This window comes from Bacteroides sp. B1-V-101 (genome assembly GCF_023656585.1).
Taxonomy (GTDB): Bacteria; Bacteroidota; Bacteroidia; order Bacteroidales; family Bacteroidaceae; genus Bacteroides; species Bacteroides thetaiotaomicron.
Window position 1 is genome coordinate 35,205 of sequence record NZ_JAMOKH010000035.1, and the last position, 16,345, is coordinate 51,549.

At 35.5% G+C, this 16,345-nt stretch carries 13 protein-coding genes and 1 pseudogene; 3 read left to right on the top strand and 11 right to left on the bottom strand.

The genetic code is table 11. The annotated features are described in order from the left end of the window. Positions 1-3: 3 nt before the first annotated feature. Positions 4-1,431 carry a tetratricopeptide repeat protein gene (locus tag NBH01_RS20485; protein ID WP_225679297.1) on the bottom strand — a complete coding sequence of 476 codons (1,428 nt, stop codon included), beginning with the start codon at positions 1,429-1,431 and terminating at the stop codon, positions 4-6. Between the two features lie 139 nt (positions 1,432-1,570). On the opposite strand from NBH01_RS20485, the gene NBH01_RS20490 reads away from it, so the two are divergent. The 3 genes and pseudogenes from NBH01_RS20490 to NBH01_RS20500 all read left to right on the top strand — a co-directional run bounded on the left by NBH01_RS20490 (position 1,571) and on the right by NBH01_RS20500 (position 2,955). Continuing rightward, positions 1,571-2,317 carry a PP-loop family protein gene (locus tag NBH01_RS20490; protein ID WP_008764709.1) on the top strand — a complete coding sequence of 249 codons (747 nt, stop codon included), beginning with the start codon at positions 1,571-1,573 and terminating at the stop codon, positions 2,315-2,317. 27 nt (positions 2,318-2,344) lie between these two features. Next, positions 2,345-2,506: pseudogene (locus tag NBH01_RS20495) on the top strand (DMT family protein); the annotation flags it as partial. 77 nt (positions 2,507-2,583) lie between these two features. Further along, the gene (locus tag NBH01_RS20500) at positions 2,584-2,955 is read left to right on the top strand and encodes a DMT family protein (RefSeq protein ID WP_005821429.1); all 372 of its coding nucleotides are present in this window, start codon (positions 2,584-2,586) and stop codon (positions 2,953-2,955) included. A gap of 64 nt (positions 2,956-3,019) precedes the next feature. Here NBH01_RS20500 and NBH01_RS20505 read toward each other — a convergent pair whose 3' ends face one another. The 10 genes from NBH01_RS20505 to NBH01_RS20550 all read right to left on the bottom strand — a co-directional run bounded on the left by NBH01_RS20505 (position 3,020) and on the right by NBH01_RS20550 (position 16,324). After that, the gene (locus tag NBH01_RS20505; RefSeq protein WP_057329277.1) at positions 3,020-4,258 is read right to left on the bottom strand and encodes a hypothetical protein; all 1,239 of its coding nucleotides are present in this window, start codon (positions 4,256-4,258) and stop codon (positions 3,020-3,022) included. A 6-nt stretch (positions 4,259-4,264) separates the two neighbouring features. Beyond that, complete coding sequence (locus tag NBH01_RS20510) at positions 4,265-5,524, bottom strand: S1 family peptidase (protein ID WP_172681358.1); 1,260 nt, start codon at positions 5,522-5,524, stop codon at positions 4,265-4,267. 806 nt (positions 5,525-6,330) lie between these two features. After that, positions 6,331-7,005, bottom strand: coding sequence for a recombinase family protein (locus NBH01_RS20515; protein ID WP_057329276.1), 675 nt, complete (start codon positions 7,003-7,005; stop codon positions 6,331-6,333). A 98-nt stretch (positions 7,006-7,103) separates the two neighbouring features. Then, on the bottom strand, positions 7,104-7,550 hold the full coding sequence (locus NBH01_RS20520) for a JAB domain-containing protein (protein WP_057329275.1): 447 nt from the start codon (positions 7,548-7,550) through the stop codon (positions 7,104-7,106). An 86-nt stretch (positions 7,551-7,636) separates the two neighbouring features. Beyond that, the gene (locus NBH01_RS20525) at positions 7,637-8,656 is read right to left on the bottom strand and encodes a DUF3871 family protein (protein WP_057329274.1); all 1,020 of its coding nucleotides are present in this window, start codon (positions 8,654-8,656) and stop codon (positions 7,637-7,639) included. Between the two features lie 310 nt (positions 8,657-8,966). Then, a complete protein-coding gene (locus NBH01_RS20530) occupies positions 8,967-10,820 on the bottom strand; it encodes an AAA family ATPase (RefSeq protein WP_250700256.1) in 1,854 nt (617 codons plus the stop codon). Positions 10,821-10,923: 103 nt separating this feature from the next. After that, positions 10,924-11,739, bottom strand: coding sequence for a hypothetical protein (locus NBH01_RS20535; protein ID WP_057329272.1), 816 nt, complete (start codon positions 11,737-11,739; stop codon positions 10,924-10,926). Between the two features lie 697 nt (positions 11,740-12,436). Further along, on the bottom strand, positions 12,437-13,345 hold the full coding sequence (locus tag NBH01_RS20540) for a hypothetical protein (protein ID WP_057329270.1): 909 nt from the start codon (positions 13,343-13,345) through the stop codon (positions 12,437-12,439). Positions 13,346-13,606: 261 nt separating this feature from the next. Then, a complete protein-coding gene (locus NBH01_RS20545) occupies positions 13,607-14,461 on the bottom strand; it encodes a hypothetical protein (RefSeq protein ID WP_154398090.1) in 855 nt (284 codons plus the stop codon). Positions 14,462-14,509: 48 nt separating this feature from the next. Then, positions 14,510-16,324 (bottom strand): recombinase family protein, encoded by a 1,815-nt coding sequence (locus NBH01_RS20550; protein ID WP_057329269.1) that lies wholly within the window; start codon positions 16,322-16,324, stop codon positions 14,510-14,512. Between the last annotated feature and the right edge of the window lie 21 nt (positions 16,325-16,345).

A 16,345-nucleotide genomic window follows, 5' to 3' on the forward strand; every position in this document is an offset into this window, starting at 1 on the left:
GTATTATTTTGATTTTGTTTTTTCGGCATTACGCACACTTACTCCAAGAGCATCCAGTTCTTCATTCATTTGCAGAATTCTTTTTTCCAGATCAAGGATTGCGGGAGCGAGTTTTTCTTTTCCTTGTTGGTTGGCGCTTGCATATTGCTGGCGCAGACCGTTCAGTTTATCTTCCTGTTGCAGATAATCTTTTTCCAGTTGCCGGTAACTTTGGAACAGTAGCTTTGCTTTGGGAGATTTGAAATCACTCAACAGATAATAGGTCGTGTTATCATCGATGACAAACTCGAATTCAACCACACGACGTTCCTGTGGCTTATGATTGATTACCTCTTTCAGACGTTGCAATGCTTCTGTAACTATATTTTCATCTTTCCAAGTTTCCTTCAGTGAATGAATCTGCGCCAGACGGATCATCTGCTGCGGGTCCATCGCCTCATAATTATAAGTCTGTTTAGACGAATTAGGAATGAATACATAGATGCAAACCTTCTCTTCGGGCTGGAAACGGTCGGAGGCAAACCAACCCAGATTATTGTATTCGTCGATGACGTACATATAATCATTATAAGGTGAATTGAACGGCATTCCCACATTTTCCGGTGTCAGATAAGAGTCCGTATTTGTGTTGTAACGAGTGACAAAAATATCATATCCTCCCAGTCCTTCGCCATCGGTTGCATAATAAATAGTAACACCATCCGATAAAACAAACGGGTAGTTGGCATTTCCGGATTCGTTGATGCTGCCGGGCAACGGGCGACCGTTGCTCCATTCATTCAGTAATTTATTCTTGGAGAATATGTCCAGATTTCCTCTTTCTCCCTTTTCGCTATAATAGATTTTATTACCGATTTCTGTTTCATAAACTGTTCCCGGATGATCTCCTTCGGTCTGGAAGAATTCGTTGAATGTAAATAGCTTGCCAGACTCTTCACTGATCTTGTATGCGCTCAGGAAATTTGCTTTATCTACCACGAAACTGTCAATAATGCACACGTCTTCTACTCCTTTGAGCATACGCAGGTCAGCTTTGCTCTTTTCCAATAGAGCTTCAGCTTCTTCCGTCGATCTTTTGCGTTTGCTGAGGTCGGCGATATATTCTTCAAAGCAGTTGACTGCATCTTCGAAACGATAAGTATCATTGTAAGCTTGTCCCAGATAGAGTTGTCCACCGGCTACCCGTCTTTTTACAGCGGTTTCGAGATACTTCACGGCTTCTTCCGGTTCTCCGGTTTTCAGGCAGCAGACACCGTACCAATAGCTGTAGTTACCATTGGATGGTTGAGATTTGGCATATTTCTGAAATACGGGTTTGGCTTGTTCGTAGTCACCTTTTGTAAATAAGGTGCGTGCCTGTTCCAATGTTTGTGCAGATACTCCTCCGAGGAAGAAACTGCAAATTATAAATAGAATATATTTTCTTTTCATTGTTTTATTCACTAATCCATGCATCAATTGTTCAAAAGTACAAATTTATTAGAAATAAACCCTTTTTCAGAGATTCTATTATGTTAATTCTTCTTTAAATCATTCTTTTCGCTTACTTTTGCAGCCGATTTTTGAAGATATGACACAATTTACGGAAGAAGAGAAGACGATCCGCCGTATTGAACGGCGATTCAATAAAGGAGTGGTGCAGTATCGACTGATAGAAGAAGGGGACAAAATCCTTATCGGACTGTCGGGCGGGAAAGATTCGTTGGCACTTGTAGAGTTGCTGGGCAAGCGGGCGCGTATTTATAAGCCTCGGTTTTCTGTGATAGCTGTCCATGTGGTGATGAATAATATTCCTTACCAAAGTGATACTGAATATCTGAAAGCATATTGTGACTCTTTTGGAGTGCCTTTTGTGCAGTACGAAACGTCCTTTGATCCTGCTACGGATACGCGCAAGTCTCCCTGCTTTCTTTGTTCCTGGAATCGTCGGAAAGCTCTGTTTACGGTTGCCAAGGAGCAAGGATGCAATAAGATTGCTTTAGGACATCACATGGATGATATTTTGGAAACATTGTTGATGAACATTACTTATCAGGGGGCATTCAGTACGATGCCGCCTCGCTTGGTGATGAAGAAATTTGATATGACAATTATCCGACCGATGTGTATGGTGCACGAGGCTGATCTGATTGAACTGGCTGCATTGCATGACTACCGGAAACAAGTGAAGAATTGTCCTTATGAATCACAGTCCAGCCGAAGTGATATGAAGGGTATTCTGCGACAGTTGGAAGCGATGAATCCGGAAGCTCGCTACAGCTTGTGGGGGAGCATGACGAATGTGCAGGAAGAATTGTTGCCGGATAAAATAGACTGATAATTACTGATTTTAGTATATAATAAGATGAAAGGTTTCTATACAATTTTATTACTCATTGTATCCAATGTCTTTATGACCTTTGCATGGTATGGGCATTTAAAGATGAAACAAGAGTATTCTTGGTTTGCTGCTCTTCCGTTGATAGGTGTGATTACCTTTAGTTGGGTTATTGCATTTTTTGAGTATAATAAAACGGAAAAACCCAACTGGAAATTTAACACTTTACGTTGATATATAATAATGTATAGTAGAATTAGAATAATATGAAAGCTCTCTACACAATTTTATTGCTTATAGTATCAAATGTCTTTATGACTTTTGCTTGGTATGGTCATTTAAAGATGAAGCAGGAATATTCTTGGTTTGCTGCTCTTCCTTTGATAGGTGTAATAGCCTTTAGTTGGTCAATAGCTTTTTTTGAGTATTCTTGTCAAATTCCAGCGAATCGCATTGGATATGTAGGTAATGGAGGACCATTTTCATTGATGCAGTTGAAAGTTCTTCAAGAAGTAATAACTCTTATTATATTCACAGTTTTTACAACTGTATTCTTTAAAGGTGAAGCTTTGCACTGGAATCATATAGCTGCCTTCGTTTGCTTGATATTGGCTGTTTATTTTGTATTTATGAAATAGTTATAGAAAAGAGCAGCATAAGAGTTTCTTCAAATGCTGCTCACTTTTAGTATGCGTAAATCTTTTATTCCACTCTCTGATAAGAGTACTTCTGACCTGTGGGTGTTACTCCATCAGCTTCCAATTCCTGCACTGATAAGGTCATAGAATTAAGTAACAGAATATCATTGATAATCCATTCTTCTTCATCGTTGTACATTTCATAGAGCTTGTTACCGTCTATCTTGTACTTGCCCACTTCCTTGTAAGAGCTATCTTCTGTACTTGTATATTCAAATGTACCATCATTCTTATAAGTTACATGGGTGGCGATAGCGTTACCACTTGTCATCTTCCATTTACCTATAATAAGAGAAGCATAATTATCTTCTCCTTTGATTGTACCATTATCAATATCTATTTCATAACTAAGTGTATTCTTATCTCCATCATAAGAAGTTATGGTAGCATCAAATTTCCAAATATTAGTGGAACTGTCAGATAGTTTAAAATCAACTTTATATTGGTCGTTATCAATTAAGTTTGATAGTTCCTTCAACTCTGTAAGCCAAATCTGCTGTTTGGTTGTTCCATTCCACCTTCCAATAAAAGCTCCATCTTCGTCAAACCAACGATAGATAATTTCACTATGAGATAAGGGTGCATAAACTTCTACTGCATCCATTCCAACACCATCACCTGTTGGTATAGTGAATGCACAAATACTATCACCATCCAAAGTATAGCAATAATCTCTTATGAGTACGCTGTTGTCGTACCAATTAAAGACGTTATCATCTCCAAGCCCTCTAATCTCTTTAGACTTACCATTGTTATAAAAAAGCGTACTGTATAACGAGGCTGCTGCATCTTCTTTAAAATTGTATCTTAATATTGTAATGAATTGGGATGGATTTATAATATAATTCCACATTGGAGTCATCTTAGATATGGTCATGTCCTTATATCCATCAAACTCTTTAAAAACTTTACATGAAAGTTGGAACTCAGAGCTACATGTACCCTCTGCCAATTTTTCCTTAGTCGAATTATGGTAAGTAGCAACCCACAAATGATTATCCTTTAATCCTGTAAAATTAGCTTGCTCCTTGTTTATTATTGTATTGTTTGCATGGATGAAATAGTTTAATAAATCAATATCCTTATAGTCCGTAATTCCATATTCTTTGCAAATAAGTTCTAACGATGTTTCACCTCCAGATGTTGTTGGGGAATTTACCTCCAATTCATCATCGCCACAGGAACTAACTCCCATGCTTAATGCAACCAATAGTGAGGTTGCTAATAATCTAAATATTTTCATTCTTAATTAATTGTTTATGGATTCAATGGAATTAATAGAATCGTTATTTATTGGCTTATTCTTTGATTGACGAACAGTCATTCTATCTTTAACGGACTTGTCATTTACAATTTCTCTTAATCTCTCAACTCTTATTCCATAATTAAAACCTTGTGTATTATTAATGCCTGCAAAATTTATAGCTACCAATTCCCCATATTGATTAACAACAGGGCTACCACTTGAACCTTGTAGAGCAGGTATTGAGTACATTATCTTAATGCTATCAGTGTTTTGACTGATATAACCTTGTGTAATTTGTGCCTTAATTCCATCATTGGTTAATGCTAATGTTGGTCCTTGATTGTAACCTATCATATATAGTTTAATTTCTTCATCGTTATGAGTTTCATTATTATAAAGATTAAAAATGTATTTATCTTGTGGGATGGTGAACCAACTAATTGTTCCAGCATTATGAATGTTACTCCAACCTACTTCCATTTGCTCATAAGACCATTTAGGAGCTTCCCCTAACTTGCAAACATTCCAGAAGTTGTTACCATCAGCAATTTGGATTATTCCTAAATCATAATTAGGAACATCTTTTACTACGAAACAATCTATTAAATCATTACTTGATGTTATATGGCTTCCATTATATGCTATTTTGATTTCAGAACACAGCTCCACTTCAAAGTTACTTAATCCCATTTCCCTTAAACGGTTATCTCTGTATTCTGTGTATGCTTTTATTGTTTTCTTACACATTTGAATTCCTTCTATCATCATAGCATAGCCTTGTGAATTGAGTCTTTTATTATCTCTAATTTCCTTTTCAAATATATCTAAATCATGTTGCTCTATTGCAATTCGTTGGTTGCATTTATCTATTTCTTCTTTTAAGTATGTAATAAATGCTTGATAGATAAGAGCTTTGTTAGCAGTAGGATTGATTACGTGACTGTTAGTAACAATCGTTCCTCTTGGAGATATGATGAAACCTGTGCCAAATGTTGTACTCTTAATAGTGTCATTTACTTCATTAAAATTATTGGATATGGTATGAGATATGTTTTTAAGTTCCCCATCTTGTAATTTAGAGAAGACGTAGTTGGTTGAATAGAATCCATTATTTGATAATGTGATTTTATAATAATATGTATTCTGAATTAAGACAACTCCAGAAGAAGTTTGCTCATATAGTTGCTCTTGCGTGTAACTGTTCTTTTTAGATGTACACGTTACCATGCTAAGAATGATTAACCCATAAAGAAGATGCTTCATAATCTCTTGACAATTACGCTCACCTGTTCCCTATGGATAAGCTATTATAAAAATAAAAGAGCATGGGAACTATTGAATATTACCCTATTTGAGGCTCTGGACTGCCCTAAGTTAAGTAATAGACAATAGCCCATGCTGAATGTATATATCCACTACTCCATAAAGATGAAGTAGGTATATTGCATTAGCATGAGCATATTGAACTACTATCCCTAACCTATGAAATTGTCCAGATTCCAAATAGAGGATAATTCGTTATGCTCTCATTAAATTATGTCCTTCCAACTCCCTATCTCATTAGTTCATTGGAATTGGTGCAAAGATAATGAAAGGTTTTAAATCACTAAGCATGGAGTGAGGAGAAATAGTAAATCTCCTGCTCTCAAACATAGTCTGAATGAGATATTTAGTCAGAGTTGCATCTAAACTCTCTAAATCCATGTGGGTATCAAATTCACTTCTCGCCATATAAGGACTAAATTCTGAATATTTTTACCTGCCTTGAATTACTGTCTTTAAGTCAGCATATTGTTGGATATTCAAGAAGTGCTACCTGCGACATTATTAATAAGAGTTGAGATAATTCTAAAGCCTGTAAATTAATGGAATTGAATTACTTCTATAAGGCTGAAATGCCAAACTACCAAGTTTGTACTTTAGAGGTATCTAAGCTTAATATTTTTTAGTCGCTACATTTAGACTATTAAAGCCTATATCTTCATTTGAATTTTAGGGTAGGACAAACTTGGGTTGGAGTATATAAAGCTAAACCTTGCTCCTTATTTGTCCTGCCTTTCAAAATGACTTCACGACATCAACCCTGCTCTGACAAGTAACCTCTTGACTTGTGTAATCTGAAACTTGCATCCCTTAGATGTAACAAAACCTTGCTCATTCAAGAGACAAGTCATTTCAGATAAAGATTTGCCTTGCATAGATAATGACCGTAACAGTGCTATCGCTCTCATGTTATTTGGATTGTTATCAGCTTTAGCCTTGTTGGTAACGATACTATGCTGAACGGCTTGTTCAAATTTATTCATCAAGTTCTCTGCTTTACCAAGCTGCACACCCCTTGCTTTCTTGGCTTGAAGTGACTGCTTAGTTCTCTGACTGATTAGTCCTGCTTCATATTCAGCTATGCTGCTGATGATATGCAAAATTAGTCTGTTGGCTTGTGGAAAGTCACAGAACACAATCTCAACATCACTCTCCAATAGCTTTGAAGTAAATGCCACATTCCTTGACAGTCTATCCAATTTGGCTACAATCAGAATAGAATTTGTTTTCCTACACATCGCTAAAGCTGCAAGAAGTTGAGGTCTGTTAGATTTCTTCCCACTCTCCGTTTCAATATATTCAGCAAGTATGGGTTTATTCTTTACATGGTTGTGTATAATCTCTCGTTGTGCTTCTACACCAAGACCAGAGATTTGTTGCTTCATGGTGGATTGTCTTAGATATGCTATGTATGTCTTCATAATTCACAATTATTAATAGTTGGTTACAAATGCTGAACGAACATTCAGTTTATGTAAATAAGGACACCCAACTTAAAAATTGAGTGCCTTCTACCTTATTATAATTCTCCCTCGTCAGCAAAACTGTAATATCCTGTATCTGTTAATATGAGGTGGTCTAAAACTGTAATTCTCATTAGTCTTGCAGCTTCTTTGACCTGCTTAGTAATCTCCATATCCTGCCTGCTTGGTTTCAGATTACCGCTTGGGTGATTATGTGCAAGAATGATAGCTACTGAATTGGTGAGCAATGCAGCTTGTAGGATAACTCTGACATCAGCACAAGTTTCAGTAATTCCACCCTCTGATATGAGAGTGTAACCTAAAATTTGTTTGGCTTGGTTTAGAAACAAGACTTTAAAATATTCCTTGTAACAGATAGTTCCTTCCTTATAGGTAGGAAGTAAGTATTTATAAGCATCCTCTGAACAACTTACTTGATGCAGACTTTTAAATTTGGGTTTGTAGGACAGTTCCACTTCTCCCACAGTATAATCTATATCCATAATTTGATGTCTTAATAAGCTGGTAGATATAAAGAAAGGACAACTAATTGAATAGCTGCCCTTTCCTCTCTCAATCAACAATCCACTCAGCCCAAGAACCAAGCGTATTCACTGTCTCCTAATTTGGCACGTTGAATGCCTTGTACAAACTCTGTACAGTTAAGATTCCTTTCCAAGAAGTTATCTATGTAACTTGATTTTACAGAACCATTGAGCAGGTTTAAGAGCTGCCAGCCTGTAATGCTGTCCCCTGTGCTTTTAAAGTTCGCATCAGAAACGAATGCTCTGCAAGCTGCATTAATTTGACTGTCTCCCAACAATAGACGAGGTAAGTGTTTCTGTTGGTTGGGTGTAAGAGCTTGATATAATCTCATCCTACCTATTATCTGACAAAACTCGCTTGTTGAGATTGACATCTGCCCAAGTGTCCTTAACAGATGCAGGTCTTTGGATGGATTGTAAGCATGGAACAGATTTAATGCTGCTGCATATAGTTCCTGTACGCTTAGGACTTCTACCTTATCCTGTAAACCGTCAGTGGTGAGCATTAAATTTGAACACACACGATTCCTAAAACCTATGAAGATTTTAAATCTCTCCACAGATTTCTTACTGTATAGGTTAATCTCGTTATATGCTCTCACTCCACCAATGGATAACGCTAAACGATTACCGTATTCATCGTGTACAATGGATGGAATTTCAAAGCAGAAACACATTCTCTGATAGAACAAAGTTTTCTCTTCGTCTGTCAGTTCAGAAGCCTTCTTACCTAATGCACTTGGTATTCTACCATTGATAGGGTGTGAGATTCTAATCTCTGGCATATCAAACTGTTCTCCATGAAAGTAATCCTTAGCAGCATCTACTACTGCACCTATAAAGGATTGGTGACTAATGGTTTCTTCCATTGATGCAAAACTTGGAATGATGCAGTCTTGTTGTAGATGCTGTAAGGTTACTTCCTGTGTATTAGCTTCAATGAAATGGTTTACTTTCTTGGGTGCTGCAACTTCTTCCACAATAATTGCTTCTTCTGCAAACTCACCCATGTTTAATGATTCTCTACGCTGTGCCATAGCTGGCATAATTACTAAATCTCTCATAATGAAATTGAATTAAATGGTTATTGATTGAATGGATTTAACAAGAACAAACCTAAAACACAAGTGAATTTCTTTGCTTGCATCTTAGGCTGTTCTATGTCTTTCCCTAAAGATTCTTTCAAAGGGAATGAGGAGCATTAGTAAATTATTGGTAGGCTGTGGCAATAGTACATCGTGCCCCCTCTCAGATTAAAAAGAATGCTTATTTCTGTCAGCAGTCAGACTGCATTGTTAAAGCATTCTTTTTTATTTAAGAGCTATAAGGGGGTGTTTATGTGGGTAGGGGTGTCTCGCTTGTGGTTCTGTTAGATTAATTTTGGATATTATCATTAAAGAATGAATCGTACTTTTCATTACCCATGTTGAGAATGAACAGATTGACTTGTGCCCTTGTTATCGCAGTATATATAAGCTCAACAGATTCAAAATCTTGTATAGAATCACTTTTATGTGGCTCAATGATTAAAAAGACTGTGTGTGATTCCCAGCCCTTAAAGCTGTGTATAGAAGATAGCTTTACAGTTCCTGTTTTTATTGAGAAGTGATTTCTTCTGTATCGTCTGATTGTATTTATCCTCTCTTCAAAGTTGTTTTTAGATTTGGTCTCTAATTCGCTTTTATCATATTCTTCTTTAGTTTCAAATGTAGTGGTTGTATTCTCTTTTAATTGAGTCCTTATAGAGTATTCTATTTCTCTTAAAATATCAGCAGTACCAGATAGAATAGTAATGTCTGCTGGGTTAAGGCAATATTTCTTACAAGTCCCTTTATAGATATTGAATATCCTTTCTGTGCTGGCTTTCGCTCCAATATTGGCATATTTAATATTCCTTTGTTCAAAATCAAGCATAGGGTTATCTAACACAACCATATTGTCAATGGTGTATTTATTCTCTAAGAAATGGTGCTGGAACTTCATCGCTAACTTCCCTATTTCACTTGTGAATCTTTTAGAAGCGTTGAGAGACTTGTTCCAGTTTCCTGCGATTGTTTTAATTATTGGTTCTTTGTTCTCATCTAACGGTCTTCTGTAAATATTTTGCTTCTCATCTCCAAACACAACAAATTCACTATCCTCGTATAAGAAATATTTGGTAATTATTTCCAGCCATTCAGTTTGGTAGTCTTGTACCTCATCTATGAATATAGCTTTGTACTTCTTAATGTGGTTCTTTACAGGCTCAAAGAAATTAATATCTGTATAAGATTTTAATCCTTTTATGGGTAGGTTATAGTTGTTTGCTTCTGATTTAATAAACAGATGATAGTTGGTGATATAGAATTTCTCCCAAGGATAACTCTCTCTTACGTCATTGATTTTGTCGCGAATGTAATTCTTAAGGGATAGATTAAATGTTAGAATTAATATTTCACTATTAGTTCTTAGATATGCATTGACAGCTCTCTTTGCAAGGACAAGAGTTTTACCACTTCCTGCAATCCCTTTTATTTTACGTCTGGGTCTGCTTTCACTTCTAATAAGTTCTGCTTGTGCTTTAGTGTACTTAATATTAATCCCTTCTTCTAATTGATGAAAAGGTGGCTTGAGGTAGCGTTTGAAATTATTGTAAATATCTTCATCAAATAAGAAAGAAGGTTGTTCTATTCTTATCTTGCTGAAATATTCTTCTAAGTTTTGCAGTGTAAGAGAATCATATCCCCAATATTGTATATATTTTATGTCTTTTAAAAATTTGGTCTTATTATCTTCCTTGGATATATTCTCATGTATAAACTTCTCAATATTATCTTGGGACATCTTATGGAAGTAAACAAGTGTATATATAATATTTGAATAGTACCACTTATTCATTTTCTTCTCTAAGAAAGTACTTATGTGTAATGAGACAAGATTCTCTTTATAGTAATTTATTTGAGAGAAAGGTGATTGAACCTTTGTTGAAGTTGAATTATTCCACCAATCCAAATCATCATTAATAGCATAGTCAGTTAAATCCCAATCATTTACAGATATGATTATAGCTCCACATCCCTTTTTAAGAATAACAATATTGGGTCTGTCACCATTTATGAAAGGATGGTAATATATCTCAAACTCCATATTTAGATTCTTTTGTAAAAAGTCTAATAGGATTAGTTCTCCTTCTGTTGCTGGTTGGTGGAGATGCTGGATTGTATAGAAGTCAGGATGAATTTGTGCCATTGAATTGATATATAAGGTTATATTGCAAATATATAACTAATATGCCTTTAAAAGAAAGAACTCTAAATCTTTTTAGTAGTCTGGAACTTTTATTGCCATATCTTTATAAGATTAAATCTGGCAGTTCTTCCTTGTCTTTTACCTCCTGCTTCCTGCCTACCAACCCATTTGATAATGATTTCATAAGAGCGTGCATATCCTTAACTTCCTCAAAATTATTCTCCTTGTACTTCTTATAAATCATGCACTCCCTTGAAATGGGGTTTCCTCTGCTCTCGTTAAATGCTATCATGTGTTCAAAGTCAGCTTTCACTTCCTCCACATATTTATCTTTGGGTAGGTCTATAAGCAAACCTTTAGCCTTTAATATGATTGAATCTCCAACTTCATCTAACAAGTCCATATCCCTTAGTTGTTCTATGTAGTTAGAAATAGTACCATGTCCCATGTGGATTAGTTCTTTCAGTTTTCTTACAGATAAGGTAATTGTATGACTGTGTGGCTCTGCTGCACTGAATAGTTTGAGTATAAATCCTCTGAGCTTTAAATCCAGTGTACTGTTATATGAATCATAGAACTCTCTGCTGATTCTTCTGTAATGTCCAAAGCTGACAGGAAAGAATATATAATCTGTCCAAGTCCTGTCATTCCTGCCACTGTCCTTATTCTGTATGCTGACTTCCCCTGTGGCTCTTAACTTGTCATTGAATGATTTGGAACTCTTACCACCTTTATAGTTGGCAGGTTTCTCTCCAACGAATGATGCAAGCTGGTCTATCGTGGTGTCAGTGGTCGGTATATATTTGTCTGCTGTCAATAGTAACACGTATGTCCTGTAAACATCAGCACAACCTAACTTCTGAATCAGATTGTTGCTCATTACTGTATATTCCTTGAATGGTAGCTTCTCGTAACTCATAAGGCAATCGCTCAATATGTTTGATTAAAATGATTTGGTTGGTCTTTAATAAGAATCTCATTTTAGAGGAACTTAATTTGTTTGACTTCCTAAGTTCGCTCAGCTTGTTATAGAAATGATTGTTATAAATCCACATATCATTGATTTTAGTCACTCCCAGCTTACAGATTACCTGTGCGGTGTCCGCAAGGACATTGCATAGGTCTTATTGGAATGTAGCGTAGGAATGTAGAGAGGGGGTGTTTAGACACGCAGTAAAAAGTGAATAAGCACACCTCCCAAATTTGACAATATGAATCTCTCAGTTTCAATTTTTATCTTGTCAGTAAGCCAACTTCTGTAATGCGATATAATAAGTAGTAACCTTTCCATTCTTTTTTCTCCTTGTCTTTAGATAGTTATTAAGATTAGCCCACAATCCAATGTGAACCTTGTTATCTTTTACTCCCTGTTTAAGAGCCTTAACCCTTATCTGTTCATAAGTAAATTCTTCCATTTTAGATATTCTGAATAGTTTGTAGTCCGTTAATCTGTGTGGTGGGATTATCTGTTTGTGGTACTGTAAAGATAGTAATTCCATGAATGAGGGACTAATGATAAGACCACACATTTAGTAATCAGACTTGATGCTATTCAGAATGTCTAAGAACTTGGGGAGAGTAAGTCCACCTGTCACATGGACTTTATTGTTAATTGGTTATGCGGTTTCTACAGGCTTGTTGCTATTCTCATTCATATATTGGAACCATTTCTCAAAATTCTTATAATATTGTTTGGCTTCAGCACTACCGTCTGGTTTCTGATTACTAAACCACACATCTTTGTCAATCATGGCAACTAACTGTTGGATTTGGTTAATCTCTGGTTTGTATTCATTGTAGAACAACTTAAATCCTTTAGCTAATCTTCCATTGTTATATGTGGATTCAGAGATTTTACTGCTCTTGAAAGCCTTTAGAACTTTATCACCTAACTCTTGGGTGGTTGCATTCAACTTTAAAGATTTAGGTAGTCTGTTTATGCCCATTTTAAGGTCTTTGGCGACATTGGCTTTAATTTCTGCTTGTCCTAATGTATAAAAACTATAGATTACGTCAGACTTCAATCCTGTTTCTTGAATTTGTGCTTCAATATAATCAATTCTCTCGTTTCCTGTTTGGAACTTTGATTTGCTAAAGTCTTTATAATTCCAAGGTCTGCCATTGTTGATAGAAGCTGTAAATAATGCTAAACTCATATTCTCTGGCTTCTTAATGGTTTCAGTCATTTCTTCCTCATTAAAATCAAGAAAACCTTCTACCTCCAGTATGAACATGGCTATCATTCTGTGTTGTCCATCTACAGGAGCTTTAGCTGCTACTCTTTCAGTAGCATTTGTAACCTCTTCTGTATTCAGCATCCAGTTGTCTATTGAAAGAGGTTTGGCATTGGACTTAGGTACAATGGAAACTTTTAATAATTTCTCTCCTGTTAAATCCTCGCTGCCAACTAACTTAATCTTACCCATTGCTGCATTGAAGCCATATTTCTCAATCATAGAATAGCACTTCTTTACATTCTCTGCTACGATTTCACGATTGCTGCCATAAAAATAAATAGTCATCATATTTTCTTTGCAGTTTTTAGACTGGTGCGCTCCAGCTTTTGTTAATTTTGATATTGCAAAACTACCTGCTTCTGGGCTGATTAAAAGAGAGAAATTAATGAGTGGTTTTACTTCCCCTCTTAATTGTCAGCTCGTCCGCTATCGTTTTTGACGCTGCAAAGATGGGATATAATGGCAGGATTAAAAGAGAGAAAAAAAGTCCTGCTTTCATGTACCCTCTTAATGGTATGAAGCAGGACTGTGCTAATTATTAGAAGTTTATTAGCAATATATGCTGTTCACAGTATCAATTCTCTTGTCTTTATATTGCTTGATGTAGCCTTTTAAAACATCTTCATCTTCTGAGAATTTATTATGTTTGGATAACTTGGTGAAATAGATAAGCCTTGATATGAGCAATGTCTTACTAAGTGATATGGTACTTCCTTTCTTTTGTCTGACATTAAACTGCTTATTATATGGAGATAGATTGAAGAAGTCGTTAAACATTTTATAAAATAGGTATATCTGAATGGATTCCTTTTCTTCTGCATGGGTGCTTATGCTGACTTGTTGGCTCTGCATCCAAGGATGTTCCTCTATCTCCTTTAGGTTATTGATGATGGTAGTAGCCAAGTAGCCTATTGCATTGGCATTGTCAATTACTATCTGATGCTTGCCCTCTACTTTTACAGAGATAGTGATAGGTTTCTTAAAACTCACTCCAAATTGGTTAATCTCCTTATGGTTGTCAGCTATGGCTTTGGCGAATTTGGTGAGCTGTTCTATTCCAATGCCTGTAGCTTTCATTCCATCCAAGCACGTTCCACAAGTATAGTCAAAGATGAACAGAAGTAGAAACCAGAACTTATCTATATCAATTCCTAAACCTTTTAGTGTATTCTGTATGTCTTCATTGGCTATATAATCTTCGTATGTGAAGTTACCATATAGCTTATTCTGATTGTATCTTCTTATGAATAAGGGTAAGGCGGTTGTGCCATAAATATATTGTTCTCCTGTTTCATGGTCTATATCATAATCTGGTACATAAAGTACTGCTACTTCCTCCATGTATTCAAGTAACTTTATGTCTTTAGGGAAATAAGTTTCTTCAAGTCTTTCAATTGGTCTCATATCTTTGCTTATATGGTTTGGAAGCAAAGATAATTAAAAAGGATGAAGTTATTCCTTTTTAAATGGTCTGAGCCTACCATCCAAACCTGCTTTATGTAGTTCTTCTAAGTATCTTTCTCTATAACTAAGGTCAAGATGCAAGGCTCTTTCTTTTGCAAGGTCTGATTTAAGATATTCTTGTAAAGTCATAGTCTTTGTTTTCCTAATCATTTCTATGCTAAAGTTCTTCATATCACTGGACTTTAAAGTATCATAGTTAGCTGTTATAATTCCTTTTTTATCAATCGTCCAGTTGTCTAATAGGAGAGAAGCCATTGCAATGCTTCTGACTTTCGTAATAGCTATATAGAATTTAATTCCATTAAGGAACTGTACAATATAATATCCCTGCATGGTAGTGACAGGAATATAATTCACTCTCTCCAAATATTTATGATATAGTTCTCCTTGTTCTTCGATGCTAAGGTTTTGAAGCTTCTCTTTACCATTATTATCTTTAATCCTTTCGATGTCTGCCATCTTTTTACTCTGTGACTTTTTATATCTTATAATTTCTTTATCAATAGATTTTATCTTCTCATCTAACTGGTTCTGTTTCTCTTGGATAATGTTTAAAAGGGTAGGGTTGGTGGTTAGTAGAAACTTATTGGCATTATCTTGGCTTTCATTAGATAAGTTCTCTTTATCAAGATATAGGGCAGACAAACGTTTCTCAATTCCAGCTATTTCCTCTTGTAGCTCTGTAACTCTATTGTCTGTTTGGTTCCTAAAGAAGTTGATATATTCTGCTGTGTGCATAGATTTGAAAAGACTATATAATATTTCATTCGTAAGGTCGTAAGAAACTTCATCAATATTATATTTACAGAAGTCTGGGTGAGATTTCCTATCAACACAGCTACATCTATATGTTAGTTTTGAAATTCCTGCTGCTGGCTTTTTGTCTTTTACAGTCATGGCTCTCCCACATCTACATCTGATGATTCCTTTTAATGGATTATGATTGACTTTTCCAGTTGGAGTATTTTTATAGTTGTTTTTAATCAGCTCTTGTGCTTTCATAAAATCCTCTTCACTGATAATAGGTTTTATTCTAACCTTGATGGTATAAGGTTCTTCTCTACCTAATCTCTGTGTTCTTCTTCTGATTCCTCTATAAATATCACTATGGATATAGTTGCTTAGAATGGCAACAGTGCTGTAATATCCTCTAAAAGTAATATTCCTTTCATTGAAATATCTGGCTACTGCTCCCAGTGTCTTACCAGAGTTTACTAAAGCGAAGAGTCTTTTTATATTCTCTACTTCTTCTGGTACTTCTTCTAAAATATATTTAGGACGTTTCCCATTGGGGTTAGGAACTGCTTTATATCCATAAGGTATTTTTTGGTCTACAACTGCATAAGGATAAGCTTGGAAGAGAGCTTGCTTCCCATCTTGGTTCTTCTTTTTAATATCCAATCTTTCTTGTGCTGCTGCCCATGCTTTGATAGTGAGGATAAGTATTTCTGTAATGTCTAAAAGTTTATTAGCTTCATAAATTTTACTGGGACTATCTAAGAGTATTACAGATAATCCTTTATTAATAATCTGTTGAATGTTGTAAACTGTCTCTGTTACATCTTCTTGCCTGCTCAAACGTGATAACTCAGAAATTACTATCATGTCTGCATCTTTGTAGGTTTTACTTTGTAATTCGATATAACCTTTTCTGTCTGCAACCACACCAGATATTCCAAAGTCCTCAATAATTTCAATTAACTCATAATTGTTGTTCTCACAGAACTCCTTAATCTTTAGCTTTTGTCGAGATAAGTCTTGTTTTGTAGTAGAAACTCGTGCGTATCCTATAATTTTTATCATAATGTAATATATTGATTATGA